The organism is Mesobacillus subterraneus, from assembly GCF_003937825.1.
In the GTDB taxonomy this organism is placed as follows: Bacteria; Bacillota; Bacilli; order Bacillales; family Cytobacillaceae; genus Mesobacillus; species Mesobacillus subterraneus.
Genome location: NZ_RSFW01000012.1, coordinates 14,520 through 40,106, shown reverse-complemented (window position 1 = coordinate 40,106; position 25,587 = coordinate 14,520). Strand labels below are relative to the sequence as shown.

Annotated in this window: 30 protein-coding genes; 25 read left to right on the top strand and 5 right to left on the bottom strand. The window is 45.1% G+C overall.

The genetic code is table 11. From position 1 onward, the window contains the following. Positions 1 to 52: 52 nt before the first annotated feature. Positions 53 to 184 carry a hypothetical protein gene (locus EJA10_RS23905; RefSeq protein ID WP_264190911.1) on the bottom strand — a complete coding sequence of 44 codons (132 nt, stop codon included), beginning with the start codon at positions 182 to 184 and terminating at the stop codon, positions 53 to 55. A gap of 72 nt (positions 185 to 256) precedes the next feature. Then, a complete protein-coding gene (locus EJA10_RS09620) occupies positions 257 to 1,177 on the bottom strand; it encodes a hydroxymethylglutaryl-CoA lyase (protein ID WP_246017742.1) in 921 nt (306 codons plus the stop codon). A 131-nt stretch (positions 1,178 to 1,308) separates the two neighbouring features. Between EJA10_RS09620 and EJA10_RS09615 the strand changes: the two genes are divergently transcribed. From EJA10_RS09615 to EJA10_RS09590, 6 genes are all read left to right on the top strand, one after another. Further along, the gene (locus EJA10_RS09615) at positions 1,309 to 2,496 is read left to right on the top strand and encodes an acetyl-CoA C-acetyltransferase (protein ID WP_125479788.1); all 1,188 of its coding nucleotides are present in this window, start codon (positions 1,309 to 1,311) and stop codon (positions 2,494 to 2,496) included. Between the two features lie 72 nt (positions 2,497 to 2,568). After that, positions 2,569 to 3,258, top strand: a complete 690-nt coding sequence (locus EJA10_RS09610) for a CoA transferase subunit A (RefSeq protein ID WP_125479787.1) — start codon at positions 2,569 to 2,571, stop codon at positions 3,256 to 3,258. Positions 3,259 to 3,287: 29 nt separating this feature from the next. Further along, positions 3,288 to 3,956 (top strand): 3-oxoacid CoA-transferase subunit B, encoded by a 669-nt coding sequence (locus EJA10_RS09605; RefSeq protein WP_125479786.1) that lies wholly within the window; start codon positions 3,288 to 3,290, stop codon positions 3,954 to 3,956. A 114-nt stretch (positions 3,957 to 4,070) separates the two neighbouring features. Further along, positions 4,071 to 4,319, top strand: a complete 249-nt coding sequence (locus EJA10_RS09600) for a YqkE family protein (protein ID WP_125479785.1) — start codon at positions 4,071 to 4,073, stop codon at positions 4,317 to 4,319. Beyond that, on the top strand, positions 4,316 to 4,840 hold the full coding sequence (locus EJA10_RS09595; protein WP_125479784.1) for a GrpB family protein: 525 nt from the start codon (positions 4,316 to 4,318) through the stop codon (positions 4,838 to 4,840). The genes EJA10_RS09600 and EJA10_RS09595 overlap by 4 nt, the downstream gene beginning before the upstream one ends. Positions 4,841 to 4,901: 61 nt before the next feature. Next, entirely contained in the window at positions 4,902 to 5,639 is a 738-nt protein-coding gene (locus EJA10_RS09590) for a hypothetical protein (protein WP_125479783.1), read from the top strand. 528 nt (positions 5,640 to 6,167) lie between these two features. On the opposite strand, the gene EJA10_RS09585 is transcribed toward EJA10_RS09590, so the two are convergent. Together EJA10_RS09585 and mciZ are read right to left on the bottom strand one after the other, a co-directional pair. After that, on the bottom strand, positions 6,168 to 7,079 hold the full coding sequence (locus EJA10_RS09585; protein ID WP_125479782.1) for an aldo/keto reductase: 912 nt from the start codon (positions 7,077 to 7,079) through the stop codon (positions 6,168 to 6,170). Between the two features lie 59 nt (positions 7,080 to 7,138). Continuing rightward, complete coding sequence (gene mciZ / locus EJA10_RS09580) at positions 7,139 to 7,285, bottom strand: Z-ring formation inhibitor MciZ (protein ID WP_125479781.1); 147 nt, start codon at positions 7,283 to 7,285, stop codon at positions 7,139 to 7,141. 75 nt (positions 7,286 to 7,360) lie between these two features. On the opposite strand from mciZ, the gene EJA10_RS09575 reads away from it, so the two are divergent. The 19 genes from EJA10_RS09575 to EJA10_RS09485 all read left to right on the top strand — a co-directional run bounded on the left by EJA10_RS09575 (position 7,361) and on the right by EJA10_RS09485 (position 24,846). Then, positions 7,361 to 7,912: an NUDIX domain-containing protein gene (locus EJA10_RS09575; RefSeq protein WP_125479780.1), complete on the top strand. Its 552-nt coding sequence runs from the start codon at positions 7,361 to 7,363 to the stop codon at positions 7,910 to 7,912. Continuing rightward, positions 7,912 to 9,075: an endonuclease Q family protein gene (locus tag EJA10_RS09570; protein ID WP_125479779.1), complete on the top strand. Its 1,164-nt coding sequence runs from the start codon at positions 7,912 to 7,914 to the stop codon at positions 9,073 to 9,075. The genes EJA10_RS09575 and EJA10_RS09570 overlap by 1 nt, the downstream gene beginning before the upstream one ends. A 188-nt stretch (positions 9,076 to 9,263) precedes the next feature. Beyond that, positions 9,264 to 9,905 (top strand): stage II sporulation protein M, encoded by a 642-nt coding sequence (spoIIM, locus tag EJA10_RS09565; protein ID WP_125479778.1) that lies wholly within the window; start codon positions 9,264 to 9,266, stop codon positions 9,903 to 9,905. 115 nt (positions 9,906 to 10,020) lie between these two features. Next, a complete protein-coding gene (gene fur / locus EJA10_RS09560) occupies positions 10,021 to 10,479 on the top strand; it encodes a ferric iron uptake transcriptional regulator (RefSeq protein ID WP_125479933.1) in 459 nt (152 codons plus the stop codon). A gap of 398 nt (positions 10,480 to 10,877) precedes the next feature. Next, positions 10,878 to 11,105, top strand: a complete 228-nt coding sequence (locus tag EJA10_RS09555; RefSeq protein ID WP_125479777.1) for a YqzK family protein — start codon at positions 10,878 to 10,880, stop codon at positions 11,103 to 11,105. Positions 11,106 to 11,110: 5 nt separating this feature from the next. After that, positions 11,111 to 12,004: a site-specific tyrosine recombinase XerD gene (xerD, locus tag EJA10_RS09550; protein ID WP_125479776.1), complete on the top strand. Its 894-nt coding sequence runs from the start codon at positions 11,111 to 11,113 to the stop codon at positions 12,002 to 12,004. Between the two features lie 248 nt (positions 12,005 to 12,252). Then, positions 12,253 to 13,434 (top strand): phosphopentomutase, encoded by a 1,182-nt coding sequence (deoB, locus tag EJA10_RS09545; RefSeq protein ID WP_125479775.1) that lies wholly within the window; start codon positions 12,253 to 12,255, stop codon positions 13,432 to 13,434. 12 nt (positions 13,435 to 13,446) lie between these two features. Beyond that, a complete protein-coding gene (locus tag EJA10_RS09540; RefSeq protein WP_125479774.1) occupies positions 13,447 to 14,271 on the top strand; it encodes a purine-nucleoside phosphorylase in 825 nt (274 codons plus the stop codon). A gap of 42 nt (positions 14,272 to 14,313) precedes the next feature. Then, positions 14,314 to 15,618 carry a pyrimidine-nucleoside phosphorylase gene (locus EJA10_RS09535; protein ID WP_125479773.1) on the top strand — a complete coding sequence of 435 codons (1,305 nt, stop codon included), beginning with the start codon at positions 14,314 to 14,316 and terminating at the stop codon, positions 15,616 to 15,618. A gap of 138 nt (positions 15,619 to 15,756) precedes the next feature. Then, positions 15,757 to 16,929 (top strand): D-alanyl-D-alanine carboxypeptidase family protein, encoded by a 1,173-nt coding sequence (locus EJA10_RS09530; protein WP_281274488.1) that lies wholly within the window; start codon positions 15,757 to 15,759, stop codon positions 16,927 to 16,929. Between the two features lie 149 nt (positions 16,930 to 17,078). Continuing rightward, positions 17,079 to 17,429 carry an anti-sigma F factor antagonist gene (spoIIAA, locus tag EJA10_RS09525; RefSeq protein WP_125479771.1) on the top strand — a complete coding sequence of 117 codons (351 nt, stop codon included), beginning with the start codon at positions 17,079 to 17,081 and terminating at the stop codon, positions 17,427 to 17,429. A gap of 3 nt (positions 17,430 to 17,432) precedes the next feature. After that, a complete protein-coding gene (gene spoIIAB / locus EJA10_RS09520; protein ID WP_125479770.1) occupies positions 17,433 to 17,873 on the top strand; it encodes an anti-sigma F factor in 441 nt (146 codons plus the stop codon). A 13-nt stretch (positions 17,874 to 17,886) separates the two neighbouring features. Then, a complete protein-coding gene (gene sigF, locus EJA10_RS09515) occupies positions 17,887 to 18,645 on the top strand; it encodes an RNA polymerase sporulation sigma factor SigF (protein ID WP_125479769.1) in 759 nt (252 codons plus the stop codon). Positions 18,646 to 19,397: 752 nt separating this feature from the next. After that, positions 19,398 to 20,015: a stage V sporulation protein AA gene (locus tag EJA10_RS09510; protein ID WP_125479768.1), complete on the top strand. Its 618-nt coding sequence runs from the start codon at positions 19,398 to 19,400 to the stop codon at positions 20,013 to 20,015. Beyond that, complete coding sequence (locus tag EJA10_RS09505) at positions 20,005 to 20,427, top strand: stage V sporulation protein AB (RefSeq protein WP_125479767.1); 423 nt, start codon at positions 20,005 to 20,007, stop codon at positions 20,425 to 20,427. Before EJA10_RS09510 ends, EJA10_RS09505 begins: the two co-directional genes overlap by 11 nt. Before the next feature lie 70 nt (positions 20,428 to 20,497). Further along, positions 20,498 to 21,073, top strand: coding sequence for a stage V sporulation protein SpoVABEA (spoVAEA, locus tag EJA10_RS09500; RefSeq protein WP_125479766.1), 576 nt, complete (start codon positions 20,498 to 20,500; stop codon positions 21,071 to 21,073). Then, a complete protein-coding gene (locus EJA10_RS09495; RefSeq protein ID WP_125479765.1) occupies positions 21,060 to 22,532 on the top strand; it encodes a spore germination protein in 1,473 nt (490 codons plus the stop codon). The genes spoVAEA and EJA10_RS09495 overlap by 14 nt, the downstream gene beginning before the upstream one ends. A 211-nt stretch (positions 22,533 to 22,743) precedes the next feature. Then, positions 22,744 to 24,063 (top strand): diaminopimelate decarboxylase, encoded by a 1,320-nt coding sequence (gene lysA, locus EJA10_RS09490; protein ID WP_125479764.1) that lies wholly within the window; start codon positions 22,744 to 22,746, stop codon positions 24,061 to 24,063. A gap of 405 nt (positions 24,064 to 24,468) precedes the next feature. Continuing rightward, the gene (locus EJA10_RS09485) at positions 24,469 to 24,846 is read left to right on the top strand and encodes a GNAT family N-acetyltransferase (RefSeq protein WP_125479763.1); all 378 of its coding nucleotides are present in this window, start codon (positions 24,469 to 24,471) and stop codon (positions 24,844 to 24,846) included. 54 nt (positions 24,847 to 24,900) lie between these two features. Here EJA10_RS09485 and EJA10_RS09480 read toward each other — a convergent pair whose 3' ends face one another. After that, positions 24,901 to 25,434, bottom strand: coding sequence for a DUF309 domain-containing protein (locus EJA10_RS09480; RefSeq protein WP_125479762.1), 534 nt, complete (start codon positions 25,432 to 25,434; stop codon positions 24,901 to 24,903). Positions 25,435 to 25,587: the final 153 nt, after the last annotated feature.

Here is a 25,587-nt window from a genome sequence, read left to right as displayed (position 1 = left end):
GCTGTTGTACAAACATACAAAAAGACCGCCAAAGTGGGCGGTCTGAAAAAACTTATTGCTGTGAATTTTGGCGCTTTGTAGGATGGATTGCCTTTTCGAGATCCTCGGCGGCAATCTGCTGCTTCACAGTATCTGCATTCGGCTTGCCCTGCTGGCTGTAGCCTTTGTCGCGTTTTTGGCTCATCTAACATGCTCCCTTCCTTGAAATGCCTTCATCTAATAAGATGGTTTCAAGAAAGGGGGCTTATGCAAAAAGTTAGACGCTGACCGAATTTAGCCTGAAATAAGTACTCTCGATTGGTCTTGAGATATGAGGCCTGATGACCTCTACGGCCTTGAGCAGTTCACCGAGATCGACACCAGTTCCTATCCCCATCCTGTGCAGTAAATAGACAACATCTTCAGTAGCCGCATTTCCGGCTGCACCCGGAGCAAACGGGCATCCGCCAAGACCACCAGCTGAAGTATCAAAGCGGGTGACTCCGGCCTGGAGGGCAGCCAGGATATTCGCGAGGGCCAATTTCCTAGTATCATGGAAATGCGCGGTCATCAGTACATCTGGAAACGCATCTTTTAATTTTGAAAACAGCGAGTAAGACTCGTGTGGAGCAGCCATGCCGATGGTATCGGCCACGCTGAGTTCATCCACTCCCACCTTGACGAACTCGCCGCAAAGAGCAAGGACATCGTCCTCTTCAACCTTGCCTTCATAAGGGCAGTAAAAAGCCGTTGAAATGCAGGCACGTACAAAATAATCCTTCGCTTTTAACTCTGAAATCAATGGAAGGACCTCAGAAAGACTTTCAGCAGTCGTTTTATTGATATTCTTTTGATTGAACGAATTGCTGACACCGACAAACACAGCTACGGCTTTGCAATCAGTCATATATACACGTTCGATTCCCTTTTTATTCGGTGCAAGGACGATATTCCTCGAGGTGCTGTCAAGGCAGTCCGCAACGATTTCCGCTGCATCGCCCATCTGCGGAACCCATTTTGGGGAGACGAAGGATGTAAGCTCCAATTCTTTAAGGCCAGCATCTTTCAAAGCACTGATGAATTCTTTTTTTACATCAGTGGGAACAAAATTTTTCTCGTTTTGCAGCCCGTCTCGCGGGCCTACTTCAATGATTTCAACCTTTTTGGGAAGCTGCAGCATGGTATGTACCCTCCTCATAAGATACCTCCATTTTAAATAGAATATTTTTAAAAATGCAAGAATAAATAATTTTTTGATAAAATAAAAGGGATTTGATTCGAATCAATCGAAGTAAATAAATTGTGAGAACTTCAGAAAGGGTGAGCAGTTTGAGCAGGACAGAAGCAGTAATCGTCGCTGCAGTCAGAACAGCAATCGGCAGCTTTAATGGAAGTTTGAAAAATATTTCCGCGCCGGAACTTGGGGCTGCGGTAATCAAAGATGCATTGAAACAGGCAGGTGTTAAGCCTGAACAGGTGGATGAAATCATCATGGGGAATGTTCTCCAGGCTGGCCTGGGACAGAACCCTGCGAGGCAGGCAGCTATTAAGGCGGGTATTCCTGAAAGCGCTTCCTCTATGACGATCAATAAAGTGTGCGGATCTGGCTTGAAGGCCGTCCACCTGGCAGCACAGGCGATCATCGCGGGTGATGCAGAAGTTGTCGTGGCTGGCGGGATGGAGAATATGAGCCAGGCACCATATTTATTGAAAAATGCCCGCGACGGCTTCAAGATGGGCGACCAGAAGCTCGTGGACAGCATGATTTCTGATGGCCTGTGGTGTGCTTTCAATGACTATCACATGGGTGTCACTGCCGAAAATCTTTGTGCAAAGTATGAGATTGGCCGCGGGGAGCAGGATGAATTCGCGGCAGCGAGCCAGGAAAAGGCTGCAAAGGCGATTCAAGATGGCAAGTTCAAGGATGAAATCGTGCCGATCGAGATTCCGCAGCGAAAAGGTGACCCGATTGTATTTGATACTGACGAGTATCCAAAGAAAGGATCGACAGCGGAAAAGCTTGGCGGTCTGCGCCCTGCTTTCAAGAAGGATGGCAGCGTGACAGCCGGAAATGCTTCCGGAATCAATGATGGTGCCGCTGCATTGGTTGTCATGAGCCGTGAGAAAGCTGAAGAACTGGGCTTGAAACCGCTCGTTGTCCTCAAAGGAAATGCGAGAGCGGGCGTTGATCCGAGCATCATGGGCATCGGGCCGGTGAACGCGGTCAAGAAAGCGCTGGACAAAGCAGGCATGTCGCTTGAACAGATGGAACTGATCGAAGCAAATGAAGCATTCGCGGCTCAATCACTGGCTGTCGACCGCGAGCTTAATTTCAACAAGGACATTCTGAACGTGAATGGCGGAGCGATTGCGCTGGGACATCCAATTGGTGCGAGCGGAGCCAGGATCCTGGTTACACTCATCCATGAAATGAAGCGCCGGAACGCGAAGGCGGGTCTTGCTACCCTTTGCATCGGCGGCGGACAGGGTGTCGCGACAGTTGTGGAATTAGCATAAACCTTTTAATCTTTTAACTTAAAAATGGCACCGGCACTTGCCTGTGCTTCCATAGTCAAAGGGGGAAGAACGATGAAAAGAATTTGCACATCCTTTCAAGACGCAGTGGCAGATATCCATGATGGCGCAACTCTGATGGTTGGCGGCTTTGGCCTTTGCGGGATTCCTGAGAACGCCATTCTGGCACTGGTAGAAAAAGGGGTAAAAGACCTGACTGTCATCTCCAATAACTGCGGCGTAGATGATTGGGGCCTTGGCCTGCTGCTTAAAAACAAGCAGATTAAGAAAATGGTAGGTTCGTATGTTGGGGAAAACAAGGAATTCGAAAGACAGGTATTGTCTGGAGAAATCGAGGTAGAATTAATTCCGCAGGGAACGCTGGCTGAAAAAATCAGGGCAGGCGGTGCAGGGATTCCGGCATTTTATACGCCGGCAGGAGTAGGTACACCAATCGCTGAAGGCAAAGAAACACGCATGTTCAACGGCAAGGAATATCTCCTTGAGGAATCGCTGACTGCGGATTTCAGCATTGTCCGTGCCTGGAAGGCCGACAAAATGGGGAACCTCGTTTACCACAAGACGGCAAGGAATTTCAACCCGATGATCGCTGCAGCCGGCAGAGTCACGATTGCCGAGGTAGAGAATCTGTATGAAGTGGGCGAATTGGAACCGAACAGTATCCACACTCCAAGCATTTATGTCCAGACACTGATTGAGGGCAATCAGGAGAAACGGATTGAAAGGCTGACAGTGAGAAGTTAACTCTGGCTGATCATGAAAGGAGAAGGCATATGATTAAAAACAAAGGGAATGTCCGGGAGAAGATCGCGCGCCGGGCTGAAAAAGAAATTGAGAATGGCTTTTACGTAAACCTGGGTATCGGCATGCCGACACTGGTGGCAAATTTCATTTCCGGCGACAAACAGGTTGTCCTGCAGTCTGAAAATGGTTTGCTGGGAATTGGACCTTATCCAGCCGAGGACAGCGTCGATCCTGATTTGATCAACGCAGGCAAAGAAACGGTTACAGCGATTCCTGGTGCTGCATACTTTGATTCTGCAGAATCTTTTGCGATGATCCGCGGCGGTCACATCAATGTGGCGATCCTTGGCGGAATGGAAGTCTCAGAGGCTGGCGATCTTGCAAACTGGATGATTCCAGGCAAGATGATCAAAGGCATGGGCGGTGCGATGGACCTTGTCCATGGAGCGCAAAAGATCATCGTCATCATGGAGCATGTGAATAAGAGCGGCGAAGCGAAAATCCTGAAGGAATGCAGCCTGCCGCTGACAGGCAAGGGTGTAGTAAATCGAATCATTACAGATATGGCCGTTATCGACGTAACACCTTTCGGGCTGAAACTCGTTGAAGTAGCAGCCGGCTATACAGTCGAAGATATCATCAAAGCCACAGAACCGGAATTGCAGGTAGACGACGCAGTAGTATTAGATGCATATTGATACCTAAGTGGGAACGCCTTTCATGAGGGCGTTCCTTCTTCGTAATTAATTTTAATTGAGTCATTTCGATGTTATAATCTTTTAAAAAAAGTACAAGAAACAGAGGGATTCACTGTGAAAAAGAAACAAAAGCGTCAGCAACCAGTCAAGAGAGAAGAAAAGCCAGCTACTTTGGGTGATCTTCTTAATCAGGATATCATGCAAAAGCTAAAGGACCAGCAGCAGATCTTGAAAGATGAGGAAGAGAAGAAGAAGCAGGCAGAGATCCAACGAAAAAAAGAAGAGCAGCGACTAAGGGAAAAAAACAAGTCATTTGAAGAACTGTTTTCAGAAAGTGATATGGATTGGAAGAAATTCAAATGAGCACCAGGAGAGTAGAGGTCGTTCCTTATCGTACTGAATGGAAAACGCTCTTTCAAACAGAAAAGCACCTGCTTGAAGCTATCTTTCAGCAAGGAAAACCAGAAATCCATCACTTCGGAAGCACATCTGTACCCGGCCTCAGTGCCAAGCCGATTATAGATATTTTGCTGGCTGCAGACTCTCTGGATGAACTTGAAGAGGCAACCCCCGCCCTTCAAGCTGCTGGTTACGAGGCGAAAGGGGAGCACGGGATACAGGGTCGGCGTTATTTTCAGAAGAATGATGAGAAGGGGATCCGGAAGGTCCATTTACATGCCTATAAAAAAGGGGATCCGCAATTGCACAGGCATCTTGTCTTCAGGGATTATCTGGTGGCTCATCCAGAGGAAGCAGCCAGATACGCAGAGATTAAAGAGAAAGCAGCCCGTAAATATGAATATGACATTGAAGCGTATATAGAGGAAAAAGCTCCGCTGGCAATCGAACTGGAGCAAAATGCATTGGCCTGGAAGCCGTTATAGGAAAAATGTTTTGCTTCTTTGTGAAAGGGAATTGTGAGGATAAAACACAAAGGAGCTAAGCATGGAACGCTTCATATCTTTGTTACTCGCCCTAGGATTTATTGCTATTCATTTATTCTCCAGATATTTGCCTTTCCTGGATAATGTTCCGAGAAGCAGGCTGCTGTCAGCGGCAGGGGGAATATCGGTTGCCTATGTATTCATCCACCTTTTACCTGAGTTGAATAAGCATAATAAAGTACTTGATCAAAGCATCCAATCTGAGGCCCTGCAATTCCTGGAGAACCATACGTACGTTGTCGCCATGATCGGATTAGCTTTATTCTACGGCCTGGAACGGATGGTAAAAGTATCAAAGAAAAGACAGCAGGAAGAAAAAGATAGGAATCGTGCTTCTGCCGGTGTCTTTTGGATCCATATCACTTCGTTTTTCATTTATAATGCCCTAATTGGTTATCTGTTGCTGCATGGAGAACAAGAAACCATTACAGGGCTGATTTTTTATTTTATCGCACTTGCTGTCCATTTTATCACGAGTGACAATGCGCTCCGTGAGGCACATAAGGAAAGCTATGACAAATTCGGCCGCTGGCTGCTGGGTGCTGCAATCCTTATGGGATGGGCGATTGGCATTGCCGTTAAGGTGGATAAGAGCGTCATTGCCGTGTTATTTGCCGTGCTCGCTGGCGGGGTGATCCTCAACGTGATGAAAGAAGAACTTCCGGAAGAGCGTGAAAGCAACTTTTGGGCTTTTGCTGCAGGGATGGCGGGATATACGTTGTTGTTAATGTTGGCCTAAGGCGAAAGGGGACCTGTTCCCGGACGTTTGTAAGAAAAAATAATTGTATGCAATTGTGTAAAAAATGACCCCTTTTCAGAATTGAAAAGGGGTCATTTTTTTGCTTTGGTTAAGGAGTTTATAAAGTTATTGAGTTGTGGATAACTCCATGAATATTTCTAATCCAGCTCCAGCGCCTAGCCCCTCGAGTCGCTTGGCTAGCTGCGGCTCATAACTCCTCGAGACGTTTCGGTCCTGCCAATGAAGTCAAAGAACGACTTCACAGTCAGACCCTCCAACGCTTGTCGGAGTTGGGCAGTCGCCTCCGCTTTTCGAATTGTCTAGTTTCGCCTCCTAGAAACTTCGAAACTTCAACTCCGCCGGCAGAAGCAAAAAGAACTTCTTTGTCTGAGTCTCCAGTTTCTGCGTTTCTGGGCAGTTGGCTACACTTTTCGATTTCGGTCCGCCCAATGGTGTCAAAGAACGACTTCACTGGTGGGCCCTCCATCGATTGTCGGGGCTGAACGAAGCGCTTGCGCTTTGTGTTCTTTATCTGTGCTGTTCATACTTGTTCGATTTTGTAATCGAGCGAATCAGCTGTATCTCCTCTTGTGCCAGAAGAGCAGCACCTGCTGCCCGGGCATTTTCCTTTACTTGTTGAACTGTACTGGCCCCAGCAACGACGGAGGCGACTGCCGGATTGGATAAGTTATACTGGATCGCGACCTCTGTGAGCGATCGCGATGGGGCAAGCTTCTCCTTCAACAATGGCAATATTTCCTCCAATTCTTCAGGGGTGTAGTCGAGGTATCCTTTTGCTGTCGCTTTTTCAAGCATTCGATCGCTCAGCATACCCTTCGCGACAGTTCCTCTCGTTACAACGCTGATGCCTTTTTCATGGAGCAGAGGCAGCACTTCCTCTTCAGGACGTCGGTCGAGCATGCTATATTGCATCATGACTGACACCATATTTGATTTTTGGACATATTCCCGAATGACATTTGGCCTGATGGAAGAGATGCCATAATACTTGATATAGCCCTCCGCTCGTAATTCTTCAAAGGCTTCGATTGTTTCCTCGATACGATCCTCGATTGTCCCGCCATGCAGCTGATAGAGGTCGATGTAATCAGTGTCGAGCCTCCTCAAGCTTTGCTTGACTGCTTCTTTGATATAAGCTTTCGAAGGATCCCAGGTCCAGCTGTCCTTTGCATCTGTCCAACGGTTCCCAGCTTTTGTCGCGATGATGACCTGTTCCCTTACACTTCGTAGTGCCTTTCCAACGATTTCTTCATTTTCACCAAAATCATACAGATCAGCAGTGTCAAAATAATTGATGCCTTCTGCCAGGGCGGCTTCAATCACACTCTGGGCTTTTTTATAGTCTGTTCCCAATGACATACAGCCAAGACCAATTTCGCTGACATATAAATCCGACGAACCCAATTGCCTTTTTTTCATAAAATCACTCCGTTCCTCATGCTGTTTCTATTTTAGCGAAAGGAATGGAAAGCATTCAACTAATCTGGACGATGTCCCTGCTGGTGGATGGTCTCAATCCAATCCTTTACAAATACATGCTTCTTGCTGTATTGCCTTAAGAGACGCCTGATTTCCCACGATTTTCCAGTTAGGGTGATTCCCTGTTCATGTACATAAATTTTCATCACCATACTCCTTCCGGTTAAGTATGGTAAAATGTATGAGCATTTGATATCGGATTAGAACAGGAGTGGACATGCATGAAAACTCTCGAAGAAAAAACGTTGAAATCGGAACAGATTTTTTCCGGAAAGGTCATCCGTCTGCAGGTAGATGATGTTGAACTGCCCAACGGAAAAACCTCCAAAAGGGAGATTGTCAAGCATCCAGGTGCAGTGGCAGTCATTCCCGTAACTGCTGACAATAAAATCATCATGGTGGAGCAATATCGGAAGGCATTGGAACGAACGATTATCGAGATTCCTGCTGGTAAGCTTGAGGCTGGTGAAAAACCGGAGATTTGTGCGGCACGCGAGCTTGAGGAAGAAACGGGCTATGAATGCGCCCAAATGGAATGGCTCATTTCCTTTTATACATCTCCTGGTTTCGCGGATGAGATCATCCATATTTACAAGGCAGCAGGCTTATCCCAGAAGGCCAACCCTGCATCCGCAGATGAAGATGAGTTTGTCAATTTGATAGAGGTTACGCTTGATGAGGCGATTCAGCTTGTAAAGGAACAAAAAATCTTTGACGCCAAAACGGCTTATGCAGTCCAGCATTTACAGCTTCTGGAGGCATTGGGCAAGTAATGGCAGAATACTTTGCAGATCTTCACATCCATATCGGCCGGACGAAAACCGGTCGTGCTGTTAAGATTACTGGTGCGAAGACACTGACCTTCAGCAACATCATCGAGCATGCCAGGGACTACAAAGGGCTGAATATGATTGGCATTATCGACAGCCATTCACCGGAAGTGCTTGAAGAAATGGGGCAATTGCTGCAGGCTGGTGAACTTGAGGAGCATCCTGATGGCGGTTTGATGTATGGAGGAATGAGCGTGATCCTTGGTTCGGAACTTGAAATCAATGATGAGAGCACGCAGGGACCTATTCATGTATTGTGTTACATTCCTTATTTGGACAAGATGAAGGCTTTTTCATCCTGGTTGTCATTCCACCTGAAAAATGTTCACTTGAGCTCACAAAGGGTATATATTTCAGGCAAAGATCTGCAGAGGAAGGTGAAGGAACTTGGGGGGCTTTTCATCCCAGCCCATGTGTTCACGCCTTTCAAAAGCCTGTATGGCAAAGGAGTGAATCAATCCCTGACAGAAGTTTTCGATCCAGACATGATTGATGCTGTCGAATTAGGGTTGAGTTCTGATACGATGATGGCGGACCAGCTTTCCGAGCTTCATCGCTATCCATTTGTCACCAACTCGGATGCCCATTCCCTCGCAAAGATTGCAAGGGAATACCAAAAAATCGAGATGGCAGAACCATCATTCCATGAACTGAAACTTGCTTTACGAGGTGAAGATGGGCGCGCCATCAGAGCGAATTATGGTTTGGATCCGCAGCTTGGAAAGTACCACCGAACTGTCTGTGCTGAATGCTTCACCTTCACCCCTTCTTATGATGAAGCCTGCAGCAAATGCGGCTCTATTAAAAAGGTGAAGGGAGTAGCCGACAGGATCGGGGAATTGAAGTCATCAGCAGGCCTTCAGTATGGAAGGCCTCCATATATCCACCAGGTACCGCTCGAATTCGTCCCGGGACTGGGACCGAAGATGCTGGAAAAACTGCTGGACCATTTTGGAACAGAAATGGCCATTCTCCATTATGTGCCACTTGAGTCCTTACAAAATGTCATACCGGCCAAAACGGCCGCAGTGATCGATAAGGCTCGCAAAGGCGAACTCAGATTCCTTGCAGGCGGTGGGGGCAAATACGGTAAAATAGCAGATTAACAAAATCCGGTCAATAGGCCGGATTTTGTTACTTTGAAACCCGCGAAATGCGAAGGTGCTGGAACGAAAATCAACAATCACACATTTGACATAGACAAATCTATTAAAATGGAAAATTGCCTCCTTCAGGTCATAGACTGTCTTTCCTAGCATATGATGGTAGTAACCAATATGCAGGAGGAAGAGAGATGAAGAAACGAAGGTACCAGGACGTCGCAGCAACCCATTTACGTGAATATTCCTCAATCTATCTTTTTGTCATTGTCCTGTTTTTGATGGGAGTCATCTTTGGGGCAGTGATTGTGAACAGTCTCAGTTTTACGCAAAAAGAGGATCTGTTTTATTATTTATCGCAATTCTTTGGACAGGCAGCATCAGGAAAGGTTGCGGATGGCCGTGACTTGTTTCTGCAGAGCTTTTTGCATAATGGGAAGTTCATCGGCCTCATCTGGATTCTCGGGGTTTCCATTATTGGCCTGCCGGTCATCCTCATCCTGCTGTTCATGAAGGGAATGGTCGTGGGATTCACGGTCGGGTTCCTAGTCAACCAGATGGGCTGGGACGGATTTGTGCTGTCCTTTGTTTCCATCCTGCCGCAGAATTTTGTCATCATCCCGGTATTCATTATTACGGCAGCGATGTCAGTGACGTTTTCCCTGAAGATGATCCGCAATCAATTCATGAAAAAAATCAACCAGCCGATCATGCCGCAGTTCATCAGGTATATATTCTCATTCGTTGCCGCAATCGTTTTTCTGGCAGCGGCAGCAGCCATCGAAGCCTACTTGTCGCCAGTGCTTCTGAAGGCGGTTATCAATACAATTAATTAGAATTACTCTTATATAATACTAACTATTGTTTCTTATTTGTAATAATTTTATTTTGATTCTCATTTCCCTTCTGATATAATAAAAGAACAGTGGCGGGGGAGTGAGAGTGATCGAAATGGAAAACAGAATTGAGAGAATCAAGAAGCAGCTGCATTCGTCCAGCTATAAATTAACGCCGCAGCGCGAGGCTACCGTCCGCGTATTGCTTGAACATGAAGAAGACCACTTGAGTGCTGAAGATGTGTATTTGCTTGTCAAAGAAAAGGCCCCTGAAATTGGGTTGGCAACTGTATACAGGACACTGGAACTGCTGACTGAACTTAAAATTGTCGATAAAATCAATTTCGGTGACGGCGTGTCCCGGTATGATCTCCGCCAGGAAGGCGCTGCCCATTTCCATCATCATCTTGTCTGCATCGAATGCGGTGCAGTGGATGAGATCCAGGACGATCTTCTTGAAGATGTAGAAGAAATCGTTGAAAGAGACTGGAAATTTAAAATTAAAGATCACCGTTTGACTTTCCATGGCATTTGCTACAGATGCCAGGAAAAAGAATCGGCTGTATCAGAATGAAACCAAACCCCTTTTCCGTTGGATGAGGGGTTTTTATTTGGCTGTTTTTACATAGATTGTTCCTTTTAACATTGGTGCGTTTTCTTAATCTTATAGCTGCAGTTCTCATTAGTCTTCGTTAAAGTAATCAGTCAGCTGAGCGGAGAACTCGGGCAGGTTTGTCCTGTACCTTAAGAACCTGTCTAAAAAGATGCAAAAAACAAACAGCAAATTAATTTCTTAGTCATTACTGGTAAGCAACAACGTTTACGAGAACAGCCTTTAATTTATCAATAGCAAGGTATAATTCTTGTCCAAATTGGCATACAGATTAATAACCAAGTAGATGAGTGGTATGTTCGCTTGAAAGCCACCTCTGCAAAAAAATTAGAAATGTATGTCGATATGGGGGCAAGTATATGAAATCCTGGTTCGGACTGATCCTGCATACTTTAAAGGTGTTTATACTGTTTACTGGATGCACAATCCTGTTTTATTATGGTATCATGTGGATTAATGAAGAATATGAAAGTTATCACCGATATGACGCACCGGAGGGAGCAGCCATAAAGGTTTCAGGCACTTTTAGCGAAAAAAATGGAAGTATGCTTGAAAGGCTGTTACTGTTTTATCTGAATGGAGAGTAATGGAAATGAAAGACAGGCTTGATGACTTTATCCACTTTTTAATTGTAGAAAAGGGACTTTCAAATAACACGATCATCTCCTACAAACGGGATTTGAATAGTTACATTGCTTATATGCAAAATGTAGAGCAGCTGGGCAGCTTAAATGAGGTGCAGCGTGCGCAGATTGTCCATTTTTTGAGTCACTTGAAGGATTCGGGAAAATCCTCCAAAACACTTGCAAGGCATATTGCCTCGATTCGGGCATTCCATCATTTCTTGCTGCGTGAAAAAGCGGTGGACCATGATCCAACCGTTCACATCGAGAGTCCTCAGCACGAACGGTCTTTGCCGAAAGTGCTCAGTATGGAGGAAGTTGAAACGCTGCTGGACAGCCCGAAGCTTATCGACCATTTTGGTTACCGGGACAAGGCCATGCTTGAAATGATGTATGCAACAGGAATCAGGGTCAGCGAATTGATCGGCCTGAAGCTGGCTGATGTTCACCTGACGATGGGGTTTGTACGCTGCATGGGAAAAGGAAGCAAGGAACGGATCATTCCCATTGGCAAAACTGCATCTGATGCCATAGAACAGTACCTTGAAAAAGGCAGGCCGAAGCTGGTTTCCAAGAAACACCGTGATGATTCGCTCTTCCTGAACCATCATGGAAAAAGTTTGTCTCGACAGGGTTTCTGGAAGATTTTAAAGAAGCTTGCTGCCGATGCTGGAATCGAAAAGGAACTGACACCGCATACGATGCGCCATTCCTTTGCAACCCATCTTCTGGAGAATGGAGCGGATCTTCGCGCAGTCCAGGAGATGCTGGGACATGCAGATATCTCAACGACTCAAATATATACACATGTAACGAAAACAAGGCTGAAGGATGTTTATACGAAATTCCATCCGCGGGCTTGAATATTGATGCTTTTAGGATAAAGCACGTGATAGTTTCATAGAATTGTCAAAAAAGCTGGCTGAAAAGCCTGCTTTTTTTCTTGTGTTTTTAGTTTAATTTAGTACAATGTAGATGTCAGACCTCTTACGAATGAAAACGCAAGCATCCAGATTTAACCTAAATAAAAACGGGTAACATAAAATTGGGTAACATAAGATAATAGTAAAAATTGTTGGAATCGCATTCATACTTTTAAGGAGGATACAGAATGTCGCATACATATAAAAGGGTGTTTTTGATTGTCATGGACTCTGTTGGAATCGGTGAAGCACCAGATGCTGAAAAGTTCGGTGATAAAGGCTCGCATACCATTGGGCATATCGCCGAAAGGATGAACGGCCTGAACATGCCGAATATGGCCAAGCTGGGCCTTAGCAATATTGAAGAAATCAAAGGCATTGCACCTGCCCAAAAACCATTGGCATTCTATACAAAAATGGAAGAAGCATCAAACGGGAAGGACACGATGACTGGACACTGGGAAATCATGGGCCTGAATATCCAGACACCATTCCAGGTGTTCCCTGATGGATTCCCTGATGAATTGATTTCTGAGCTTGAAGCACGGACTGGCAGGAAAGTAATTGGAAACAAGCCAGCGAGCGGAACGGAAATCCTGGTTGAACTCGGCGAAGAGCATATTCAGACGGGAGCATTGATCGTCTATACGTCTGCTGATTCTGTCCTGCAGATTGCTGCTCACGAAGAAATCGTGCCAATCGAAGAACTTTATGATATTTGTAAAATTGCAAGAGAACTGACTCTCGATGAAAAATATATGGTTGGCAGAGTCATTGCCCGTCCATTCCTTGGTGAACCTGGAAACTTCAAACGTACGTCCAACCGTCACGATTATGCGCTGAAGCCATTTGGCAGAACGGTCATGAACGAGCTGAAGGATGCTGGCCTCGATGTACTTGCCATCGGGAAGATTTCGGATATCTATGATGGTGAAGGTGTAACAGAATCATTGCGCACAATTTCGAATATGGATGGAATGGATAAACTGCTGCAGACTCTTGACCAGGACTTCACAGGATTGAGCTTCTTGAACCTGGTTGATTTTGATGCACTGTTTGGACATCGCCGTGATCCGGAAGGCTATGGAAAGGCACTTGAGGAGTATGATGCCCGCCTTCCAGAAGTGTTCTCTAAATTGAATGAAGATGACCTGCTGATCATTACGGCAGACCATGGTAACGATCCTGTACACCATGGAACGGACCACACTCGCGAATATGTACCTCTTCTTGTCTATTCAAAGAATATGGAAGAAGGAAAAGAATTGCCTGTCCGTAAAACATTTGCTGATATCGGAGCAACTGTAGCAGACAACTTTAATGTGAAAATGCCTGAGCATGGCACAAGCTTCCTCAAGGAATTGAAATAAGGAGTGGAATATATGGACTTTAATCAAATTCAAAATGCAGCATCCTTCATTAATGACAAGCTGAATCAGCAGCCAAAAATCGGACTGATTCTTGGATCAGGTCTAGGTGTTCTCGCTGATGATATCGAGAATCCGGTAAAAATTCCGTATAACGAAATCCCCGGCTTCCCAGTATCTACTGTAGAGGGGCATGCAGGACAACTGGTGTGCGGTAAACTCAGCGGTGTTGAGGTCATTGCGATGCAGGGCCGTTTCCATTTTTACGAAGGGTACAGCATGGATAAGGTAACTTTCCCGGTGCGTGTCATGAAGGAACTCGGGATTGAAAGGCTGATCGTGACAAATGCCGCTGGCGGAGTGAACGAAAGCTTCGAAGCAGGCGACCTGATGATCATCACTGACCATATCAACTTTATGGGTACGAACCCGCTTATCGGGCCAAATGATTCACGTTTTGGCGTCCGTTTCCCTGATATGAGCGAAGCGTATTCCAAAAATTTAAGAAGCATCGCCAAAGAAGTCGGACAAAAGAACAACATTACCCTCAAGGAAGGCGTCTATTTCGGAAATCCGGGACCGGTGTATGAAACACCAGCTGAAGTAAGAATGGTCCGTACATTAGGTGGGGACGCAGTCGGTATGTCCACTGTTCCTGAAGTGATGGTTGCGAGACACTCAGGATTGGAAGTGCTCGGAATTTCATGCATCTCCAATATGGCAGCAGGGATCCTGGACCAGCCATTGAGTCATGACGAAGTAATCGAAACGACGGAAAAAGTCAAATCAAGCTTCCTATTACTAGTAAACGAAATTGTAAAAAAATTAGGGGAAAAGTAACGCAATAGCTTCCCGGCTAAATACGGATAAGTGGTGATAACGATGAGAATGGTAGACGTTATAGAAAAGAAACGTGACGGACTCGAATTAACGACTGAAGAAATCCAGTTCTTCGTGGATGGCTATACAAACGGGACAATTCCTGATTATCAGGTAAGCGCATTGACGATGGCGATTTTTTTCCGTGGAATGACAGAAAAAGAACGCGCTGATCTGACAATGGCCATGGTGAAATCCGGTGATCAGATCGATCTTAGCGCCATCGAAGGCGTCAAGGTCGACAAGCACTCGACTGGCGGTGTTGGCGACACAACGACCCTTGTATTAGGGCCGCTTGTTGCTGCTGTTGGCGTTCCAGTCGCGAAAATGTCAGGAAGAGGCCTTGGGCACACAGGCGGAACCATTGATAAGCTTGAGTCGGTAGCAGGCTTCCATGTTGAAATTGATAATGAAGAATTCATCAATCTGGTCAATAAAAATAAAATTGCCGTAATCGGGCAAAGCGGCAACTTAACTCCTGCCGACAAGAAATTGTATTCATTGAGAGATGTTACAGCGACAGTGGACAGTATCCCGTTGATTGCAAGCTCAATCATGAGCAAGAAAATCGCAGCGGGAGCCGATGCAATTGTCCTCGACGTGAAAACTGGTGCTGGCGCATTCATGAAGACTCTGGATGATTCCCGTGAGCTGGCGAAAGCGATGGTTCGAATCGGAAACAATGTTGGCCGCAGGACAATGGCTGTTATTTCCGATATGAGCCAGCCGCTTGGATATGCCATCGGAAATGCTCTAGAAGTTAAAGAGGCAATTGACACGCTGAAGGGTGAAGGTCCAGAAGATCTTACAGAGCTCTGCTTGACACTGGGAAGCCACATGGTATTCCTGGCTGGCAAAGCTGAATCCCTTGCAGAGGCCCGCAATATGCTGGAGGAAGTCATCAAGAATGGTTCTGCGCTTGAAACTTTCAAGATATTCCTTAGCTCACAGGGCGGAGATGCTTCTGTTGTCGACGATCCAAGCAAGCTTCCGCAGGCGAAATTCACATTTGAACTTGAAGCAAAAGAAGCAGGCTATGTGTCTGAAATTGTAGCTGATGAAGTTGGAACCGCTGCAATGCTTTTAGGAGCAGGAAGAGCAACGAAGGAATCAGAAATCGATCTTGCTGTCGGACTTCTCCTTCGTAAGAAAATCGGCGATAAGGTTGAAAAGGGAGAATCTTTATTGACGATTTACAGCAACTTTGAGGATGTCTCCGAAGTGAAAGAAATGCTTTATGAAAACATCAAGGTTTCAACTGAACATGTTGATGCTCCAATTTTAGTACACGAAGAAATCACAGAATAATGTAGCAACCCAAAGCGAAGAGGCGACTCTTCGCTTATTTTTTTGGGAAAAATAAGGTTTTGTATTCCTTCTCTGTATAATTTTGGTTTCCTTGGCAAAAATAGACCCTATAAAGATAGGAGGGTTATGGCCATGAATCTGAAAAAAATGACGAGTTTACTGCTTGTTTTAATGATGGGCGCTGCTGTTATATCTCCAAAAGGATATGCGAATGAAGGTGATGCAGGACTGGCTAATGACGCCAGCTCAGCCATCTTGATTGAACGCGATACAGGACAGGTTCTTTTTGACAAGAACAGTCATGAAAAACTTCCTCCGGCAAGCATGACGAAAATCATGACCATGCTTTTGATTATGGAAGCGCTTGACGAAGGAAAGCTGAAAATGGACGAAAAGGTCCGGGCCAGCGAATATGCGGCTTCAATGGGTGGATCGCAGATTTTCCTTGAGCCAGGTGAGGAGATGACCGTTGAGCAGCTGTTAAAAGGGATCGCGATTGGTTCCGGCAATGATGCTTCCGTGGCTATGGCTGAACGAATCGGCGGTTCCGAGGAAGTATTCGTGAAAATGATGAACGATAAAGTAAAAGAATTGGGTCTGAAGAATACAGTGTTTAAAAACACGACCGGCCTGCCTGTGGATGGCCATTACAGCTCTTCGTACGATATGGCGATGATGGCGAAAGAATTGTTGAAATACGAAAAAATCACCAAATTCACAGGAACATATGAAGATTATCTCCGCGAGGATTCAGAAAAGAAATTTTGGCTTGTGAATACAAACAAGCTTGTCCGCTTCTATCCAGGAGTAGACGGCTTAAAAACGGGTTTCACTAATGAAGCGAAGTATTGCCTGACAGCAACGGCCCAGAAAGACGGAATGCGTGCGATCGCCGTCGTATTTGGAGCACCAACATCCAAGGCAAGGAACGCCCAGGTGACAAAGATGCTTGATTATGCATTTAGCCAATACCAGACACATCCGATGTTCAAAAAAGGACATCCGCTGGGGAAAGCTGTCGTGAGCAAAGGTGATAAGAAGACAATTGATGCGGTCACATCAGAAAGTGTTTCCCTGCTGAGCAAAAAAGGGGAAGACGTCAAGGATGTAAAACAAAAGATTACATTGAACAAGAGCCTCAAAGCACCGGTCCAAAAAGGAGACAAAGTTGGGACAATCAAGCTGGTGAAAGATGGCAAGACACTTGCAGAAACACAGCTTGTCGCTGACGAAACAGTGGCAAAAGCAAGCTGGTGGACTCTATACAAGCGTTCCTTCGGCATGTTTACACGGGCGGGCAGCCAAAACTAATGGATTCTTTTTAAGAAACAGTTCAGAATGTCGAATGGTCTGCCATTCCATCTAGTTTTAGCGAAATCGCACTAGTTTTGTTTTGAAGAAGGAATTGCCTTCCGAAATGGAGAATTTGACTCACTATACCAGATAAGGAGGCTTGGATAGTGAGTCTTAACATTGATATGGAAGTGAAGCATGATGTCTTATGTATTCGAGTAAGCGGTGAGTTGGACCACCATACAGCAGACCAGCTTCGCGAGCAAGCAACAAAAGCCCTGGAGAGTGAAAATGTCCGCCACATTGTCTTGAACCTTGAACATCTTACCTTTATGGATAGTTCAGGCCTTGGTGTAGTTCTAGGAAGATACAAACAAATCAAACAGCTCCATGGAGAAATGGTGGTCTGTGCCATCTCTCCGCCAATCAAAAGATTATTTGATATGTCGGGATTATTCAAGATCATCCGTCTTGAGCCGACTGAAGAATATGCTTTAGAGAGATTGGGGGTTGCTTGATCTATGAAGAATGAGATGAATCTTCATTTTAGTGCGTTGAGCCAAAACGAATCATTTGCCCGCGTGACGGTTGCTGCTTTCATCGCGCAGCTAGATCCAACGATGGATGAATTGACTGAAATCAAGACGGTGGTGTCTGAAGCCGTAACGAACGCAATCATCCATGGATATGAAAGTGATCCGGATGGAAAAGTGTTTATTTCCGTCATTCTTGAGGATGGAACGGTGGAAATGCTGATAAAAGATGAGGGAATTGGCATTCCTGATATTGATGAAGCCATGCAGCCTCTTTACACCTCCAAGCCTGAGCTTGAAAGGTCGGGCATGGGCTTCACGATTATGGAAAATTTCATGGACGAAGTACAAGTCAGATCAGAGCCCGGCTTTGGGACAGAGATTCGTTTGAAAAAGCACCTGTCAAAGAGCAAAGCGCTGTGCAATTAAGGGAGTTCTGCCTATGGATGTGGAGGTAAAAAAGGATAATAGCCAAACGTATCTTAAGGACCATGAAGTCAAAGAACTGATTTTGAGAAGCCAGCAGGGAGACCAATCGGCCAGGGACTTGATTGTCCAGAAAAATATGCGGCTTGTATGGTCTGTCGTACAGCGTTTCCTCAACAGAGGGTATGAACCTGACGATCTTTTCCAGATAGGAAGCATCGGCCTCCTGAAATCAGTTGATAAATTTGACCTGTCATATGACGTGAAGTTTTCAACGTATGCCGTTCCCATGATCATTGGTGAAATCCAGCGATTCATAAGGGATGACGGCACGGTGAAAGTAAGCAGGTCTTTGAAAGAAACCGGCAATAAAATCAGGAAAGCGAAGGATGAGCTTTCCAAAACGCTTGGCAGAGTACCAACTGTCAATGAGATCGCCGAGTTTCTTGAATTATCGCCTGAAGACGTCATCATGGCCCAGGAAGCAAGCCGTACCCCGGCTTCCATCCATGAGACGGTATATGAAAATGACGGCGACCCGATCACCCTCCTTGACCAGATTGATAATGGCGAAGAAGGACGCTGGTTCGATAAAATCGCTTTGAAAGAGGCGATCAATGAGCTTGATGAACGGGAAAAGCTGATCGTGTATCTCAGGTATTACAAAGATCAAACCCAATCAGAAGTAGCAGTGAGGCTGGGGATATCACAAGTCCAGGTCTCGCGACTCGAAAAGAAAATACTACAGCAAATGAAAGGTCGCATGGATATATGATCCATGCGGCTTTTTTTATTGTGAATTTGATTAAAGGAGTATTTTTATGATATTGGTTGAATCTTAAAGTCTGATCTATGGCAAAAAGGTCATCTGCAGAGGCTGTTGAAGCCCTGAGATGGAATAATATAGAAAAAAGGTCACCAATAGAGGCGATTGGGGCCCTGAAATGCCAGGATATAGAAAAAGAGGTCACCAATAGAGGCGATTGGAGCCCAAAAAAGCCAGGATATAGAAAAAGAGGTCACCAATAGAGGCGATTGGTGCCCTGAAAAACCAGGATATAGAAAAAAAGGTCACCAATAGAGGCGATTGGTGACCAAAAAAGCCAGGATATAGAAAAAGAGGTCACCAATAAAGCCGATTGGAGCCCTAAAATGTCTGGATATAGAAAAAGAGGTCACCAATAAAGCCGATTGGAACCCTAAAATGTCTGGATATAGAAAAAGAGGTCACCAATAAAGCCGATTGGTGACCTAAAAAGCCAGGATATAGAAAAAGAGGTCATCAATAGAGGCGATTGGTGCCCTAAAATGCCAGGATATAGAAAAAATAGCGCAAATAAAACCATTTGCAGCAGATCATCCTGATTTTTATAAAAAACCCCAACGAATCAAACTTGCACTCAAAACCCCTAAAGCTCTCCCAAAAACAAACAGCATCCGCTATTAACCATTTATTGGACTTCATGAAATAACTGCAGGATTACATACTAAATATACGAGGAAAACAATGTGTTGGAAGTGAATCTGATGGAAAAAACGATTTATATCCGCATGCGGAATCGAGTTCAGGTGAAGCCTGAGGAATCACTCCTGATGAAGGATATTGCGCAGATCATTGCCGGTGAAGAGATATACGGTCAGCTGGCGGCTCTGCAGGTCTTGAAGGTGACGCCAAAGGACCATATCCATATCATCGATGTCATGAAGATCATTAAGTATATCACAGGGATTTTCCCGGAGTATGAAGTTCAGGCAGTCGGGCCTCCACAAACGATCATTGAGGTAATTTACAAGAAGAAAGGGATGTCGATTCCTTACTTTTTCCTGGTCTGGTTTTTATTGTTCTTCGGTGCAGCACTGACTATCATGAACTTCCATGAGGATGTGAGCATGCAAATTGTCCATCAGCGTCTATATTGGATCATGACCGGAAAGGAAGTTGCAAAGCCGCTGCTTTTCCAGATTCCTTATTCGATTGGTATCGGCCTGGGGATGATCTTATTTTTCAACCATGTTTTCAAAAAGAGACTTAATGAGGAGCCAAGCCCACTTGAGGTTGAGATGTTCAACTACCAGCAATCGCTTGATCAGTATGTCATATTGCATGAGAACAAGGAAAGCGTGAAGCATCTCGATGACCATTAGCATTTTATTTATCATTCTCCTGGGGTTGGCTAGTGGGCTTGCGGTCGGTTCAGGATTTGTAGCCTTTTTGGCGGTGCTCGGAGTGATCCCGAGACTGACCCAGCTCACGAAAACAATGAAATTGATCTCATGGTATGAGTGGGCTGTTGTGCTTGGTGCGTTGCTGGGTACAATTGGAAGCCTGCGCGATCCAGTCCTGGCCTTTTCCCCACTGGTGACCATCCCCCTGGGACTGGCAGGCGGCGTTTTTGTAGGAATGCTCGCAGCAGCCTTGACCGAGGTTTTGAATGTTCTTCCTATTCTGGCCAAGCGGGTAAGGGTAGATGACAAGCTTGAGACTTTATTGATGGCGATTGTGCTTGGGAAGGTATTCGGCTCCCTGTTTCATTGGATTTATTTTGTCGGGCGATGATGCCGAGGTATCAATAACACATGTCTAAACCTGGAAGATTAAAACCAAGGATGAGAAAGGACGGCAGCGAATGGCCGAGAAAAGGAATGTGATCTTAATTACAGATGGTGATGACTATGCCCGGCGAGCAGTGGAGAGAGTCGCTGCGGAAGTAGGCGGGCGATGCATTTCTCTTTCACATGGAAATCCTTCTGTCCTTTCAGGTCCGAATCTTGTGAAGCTGATCAAAAAAGCGGCCAATGATCCGGTTTTGGTGATGTTTGACGATAGTGGTTATCTCGGGGAGGGTGCTGGCGAGCAGGCATTGAAATATGTGGCTCAGCATGAAGACATTAACGTTCTCGGAGTGATTGCTGTCGCTTCAAAAACCCATATGGCTGAATGGAGCAGGGTCGACTTTTGTATAGACCGCGATGGAGAGCTTACACCATATGGAGTAGATAAACATGGACTGCCTGAGCTGGAAATGGGCAGGATCAATGGGGATACGGTTTATTGTCTGGATACACTTAATATCCCCCTCGTCATCGGGATTGGAGATATTGGTAAAATGGCTCGCCGGGATCATTACAAACTTGGAGCGCCCATCACGAAAAAAGCAGTGGAAATCATCCTAGAAAGGAGCGGGTTCTATGCCGGAGAATAAAAATATGCTGCCAATCCCGGAGTCACTGGAGGAAGCAGAAAAGTATATGAAAGAAAGGGTTGGCCTTGAGGCCAGCTTTGATCTAGGTGTAAGAAAACTGAAGGTCCTGAAAAAAGATGTCCATTTTTATTATGTCAATGGATTATGCGATACTTCATTTATCATTCATATCGTCAAGGAATTAGTAAGGATCAACGACAACGAAAAACTGTCTTCTCACCTTAAAATGATCGTAGAAAACAGGATTACCCATCAATCTGTCGAAGAAATCAAAACGATGGATGAACTGGTCGATCAGGTTCTTTCAGGGTTGATCGTTGTATTGGTAGAAGGAGAAAAAATCGGCTTCGTCGTTGATGTCAGGAGCTATCCTGGCAGACAGCCGCAGGAACCGGATACAGAAAAGGTCGTACGCGGTTCAAGGGATGGTTTTGTAGAAAATATTATTGTAAACACGGCATTGACAAGAAGAAGGATAAGGGACGAAAATCTCCGTTTCGAAATGATGAAGGTCGGGGAACGCTCCAAAGCGGATGTTGCAATTGGATACATAAAGGATATTGCGAATCCGGATATGATTGAAGTCATCAAGAAAGAGTTAAACACGATCAAAATTGATGGAATCACGATGGCTGATAAGACCATCGAAGAATTTCTTGTAAAACAGGGCTATAATCCGTATCCGCTCGTCCGTTACACAGAGCGTGCTGATGTAGCGGCAACACATCTTCTCGAAGGGCACATCCTGATTTACGTTGATACATCACCAAGTGTCATCATTACACCGACAACGTATTTCCACCATCTTCAGCACGCAGAGGAATACAGGCAATCTCCTGGGGTGGGAACGATGGTCAGGTGGATCCGCTTCCTGGGTGTACTGGCATCCCTTTTGCTTTTGCCGTTATGGTATTTATTCGTTCAAAACCCGGACCTGCTGCCGGAAAAAATCTCGTTTATCGGACCTAATGAGGATTCAAATATCCCGATTTTCCTGCAAATCATGCTCGCTGATGGTGGAATCGAGTTCCTGAGGATGGCGGCTATCCATACACCGACACCTCTCTCAACAGCAATGGGTTTGATAGCGGCAGTCCTGATTGGCCAAATTGCCATTGATGTTGGGTTATTTGTCCCGGAAGTCATCCTGTATGTCGCTGTGGCGGCAATCGGAACTTATGCAACGCCGAGCTATGAGCTGAGTATTGCCAATAAAATCGGAAGAATCTTTCTGCTGGTTGCAACGGCCATTTTCCACGTTCCAGGATTTGTAGCAGGAACAACAATCTGGCTGCTGCTGCTGGCAAATATTAAGTCATTGAATACGCCATACCTGTGGCCGTTCATTCCTTTTCATCCGATTGCTTTCATGCAGATTATCATCCGGCGGGCTGTCCCAGGATCGAAAATCCGCCCAAGTATTGTCCATGCAAGGAACCGCTATAAACAGCCATCATAAAACTGGTTAAGTTACAATTGCGCGTTCTCTCAAATTATGGTACAGTGTTTTTAATTTACTAAAGACTTAAAGTGTAAAAATTAATAGACAGTTCATCCATATGAACTGTCTATTCTTATTAAGCCGTCATACTTTAAATGACTGAACAATAAAAAGGTTTTGACAGGGCGGCATGATCACGACTATTTTTGGCAGGGGATGAGGGGACAGCATGGAATTTCATGGAACGGCAAAAGTGAATAGACTGGGACATTTAGAGATTGGCGGTGTCGATACGGTTCAACTGGCTGAAAAATATGGGACCCCGCTGTACGTTTATGATGTTGCCCTGATCAGGGAACGTGCTAGAGCGTTTAAAAAGACGTTTGAAAAAGCCGGCATCACTGCTCAGGTGGCTTATGCGAGCAAAGCCTTTTCGACAGTAGCCATGGTACAGCTTGCGGATGAGGAAGGTCTCTCGCTTGACGTAGTCTCTGGCGGAGAGCTTTACACGGCACTTGCTGCTGGTTTCCCGACAGAAAAAATTCATTTTCATGGAAACAATAAAAGCCGTGAAGAGCTGCTTATGGCGTTGGAGCATAAAATTGGCTGTGTTGTTGTGGATAACTTTTATGAATTGGAAATGCTACAGGAGATATGCCAGGAAAAGAACACACGCATGAAAGTATTGTTGAGGGTTACACCTGGAATCGAAGCCCACACACATGATTATATTTTAACAGGGCAGGAAGATTCCAAGTTCGGCTTCGACCTGCAGAATGGACAGGCCGACCAGGCTATGGAGATTGCACTAAAAGATAAGAATATTGAGGTTCTTGGACTCCACTGCCATATTGGTTCGCAAATTTTTGAAACGACGGGATTTATCCTGGCTGCCCAGAAAATCTTTGAAAAGCTGCATCAATGGAAAAATGAACGTTCATTTGAATCGAAAGTCCTGAACCTGGGCGGAGGGTTTGGAATCCGCTATACAAATGAGGATGACCCGATCCCTGCAGCTCAGTATGTTGAAGAAATCATTGCAGAAGTAAAAAAACTGGCTTCCCAGTATTCGATGGAAACACCTGAAATCTGGATTGAACCTGGACGCTCCCTCGTCGGTGACGCTGGAATAACTCTGTACCGAATCGGATCAAGAAAAGATGTTCCGAATGTACGCCAGTATGTTGCAGTCGATGGCGGGATGAGCGATAATATTCGCCCAGCCCTGTATCAGGCCAAATATGAAGCGGTACTTGCCAACAGGGTGATGGACCAGCCGGAAGAAATGGTATCTATTGCGGGGAAGTGCTGTGAGTCCGGCGATATGCTGATTTGGGATTTGCCACTTCCGAAATGCGGAAACCAGGACATCCTAGCTGTTTTTTGTACAGGTGCTTACGGGTATTCGATGTCCAATAATTATAACCGTCTGCCAAGGCCGGCAGTAGTTTTTGTTGAAGATTCCAAGGATACGCTCGTAGTCCGTCGGGAAACATTTGAAGATATGGTGAAATTTGATCTACCCTTTAAAGAGAAAGTGAAATATTAAGCTGCTTTGCCGCAGCTTTTTTTCATCTTCTGTGAATGATGGAAACTTGGCTAAGTACCCAATCTTATTGTAGAATTACAGATTGGGAGGGATTCCGGCATGAAAAAGAACAATTGGCTTTTATTTGTGTTATTATTATTAATGTCTGTCGGCTGGGGAGCCTATTATTGGTTTTTTATCGTTCCCGGTCAGTAATGATTTGAAGAAAAGGTTCGGATTATGTATGATATTATCGACCAAACTTCATACGAACCAGCTGCTGTAAAAAAACATATAATATCAAAATGCTGTCGTAGCTTATTGGTTTCCGGAAAAGGAAGCCGAGGTTTAAGTTAGAAGGAAAATGGAAAAAATGGTTCTGTTATCATTCCATTTATTACTGTCAAACCACAATGAGGGATATGTATGTTAATTCGATATAAAAAGGCATTCGAAAAAATTGCTATGGGGCTTTTATCGTTTATGCCTAATGAAAAAGATTTGAAGAAACTCCAGCAGACGATGAAGAATTATGAGTCTGAGGATTCCTGGCAGTTGTTTCTGTGGAAGGAAGGTGAAGATATCATCGGCTTATTGGGTGTTAACTTCACAGACCATAACACAATGCAGCTGCAGCATATATCAGTGAATCCATCTCATCGTCATCAGGGGATCGGAACCCGTATGGTCAACGCACTCCAGGAGATGTTTCCTAATTGGACGGCTTCTGCAAATGCCGAGACAGCATCCTTTTTTGAAAAGTGCAGCCAGGAAGATAATAGTGTGGAAGGCAGTGGATGTTAAATCCTACTGCCTTTATTTTTTTCTGCTCGGATTGGATATTAACAGAGCCATGCGCTAACGATGTCTCCTGTTTTTTCTTTCTTCAAGAGCCATTTGGCGGTCAGAAATCACATCACTCCGGTCCCTGAACGCATGCCGGTGGATGAGGTCCTGGTCTTCCAGATCACTTTTATCACCCCAGGAAAACCCATTTTGTTTGCATTCTTCCTGGCATAGCTTAATGAGATCCGGGTCATCTATTGGAAGGTTGAAACTGGAATAAGGCATCCTGTTCCGCAACAGTTTTTTTCGTTTTTTTAACGTTTCGGCAAGTGCAACAGGATTTATTCCCAATCTGTTCAGACTATTAAAATCCGCCGAGAAAATTTCCGCTGCTTTTTCAAGTGTTCTGTTCGCCCCTGAAAAATTATCACGACGATGGTGATAAGCGGAAACTGCCAGGAGGATCAATCCGACCCAAACCGATTTTTTATTCCCTGCATCAGTGGCCTTCCAGTATTCTTCAAGAATTTCATGGCATTCGAAGTAATCTCTGTCTCCATGGAAATGGGCGAGATATTGTATATAAGATGCTGGATATTTAGACATGAAATAACCCCCATTCAAGTAACAATAGCTTAGCATACTTTGTTTGCTGGTAAAATGATAAACAAGTTTCATCATTGAAAGGAAAATGAAGTGCTTTTTGCCGTATAGTTTTTCTTTTGCAGATTCTTGCGACACATTCAGGCTGGCTATGGG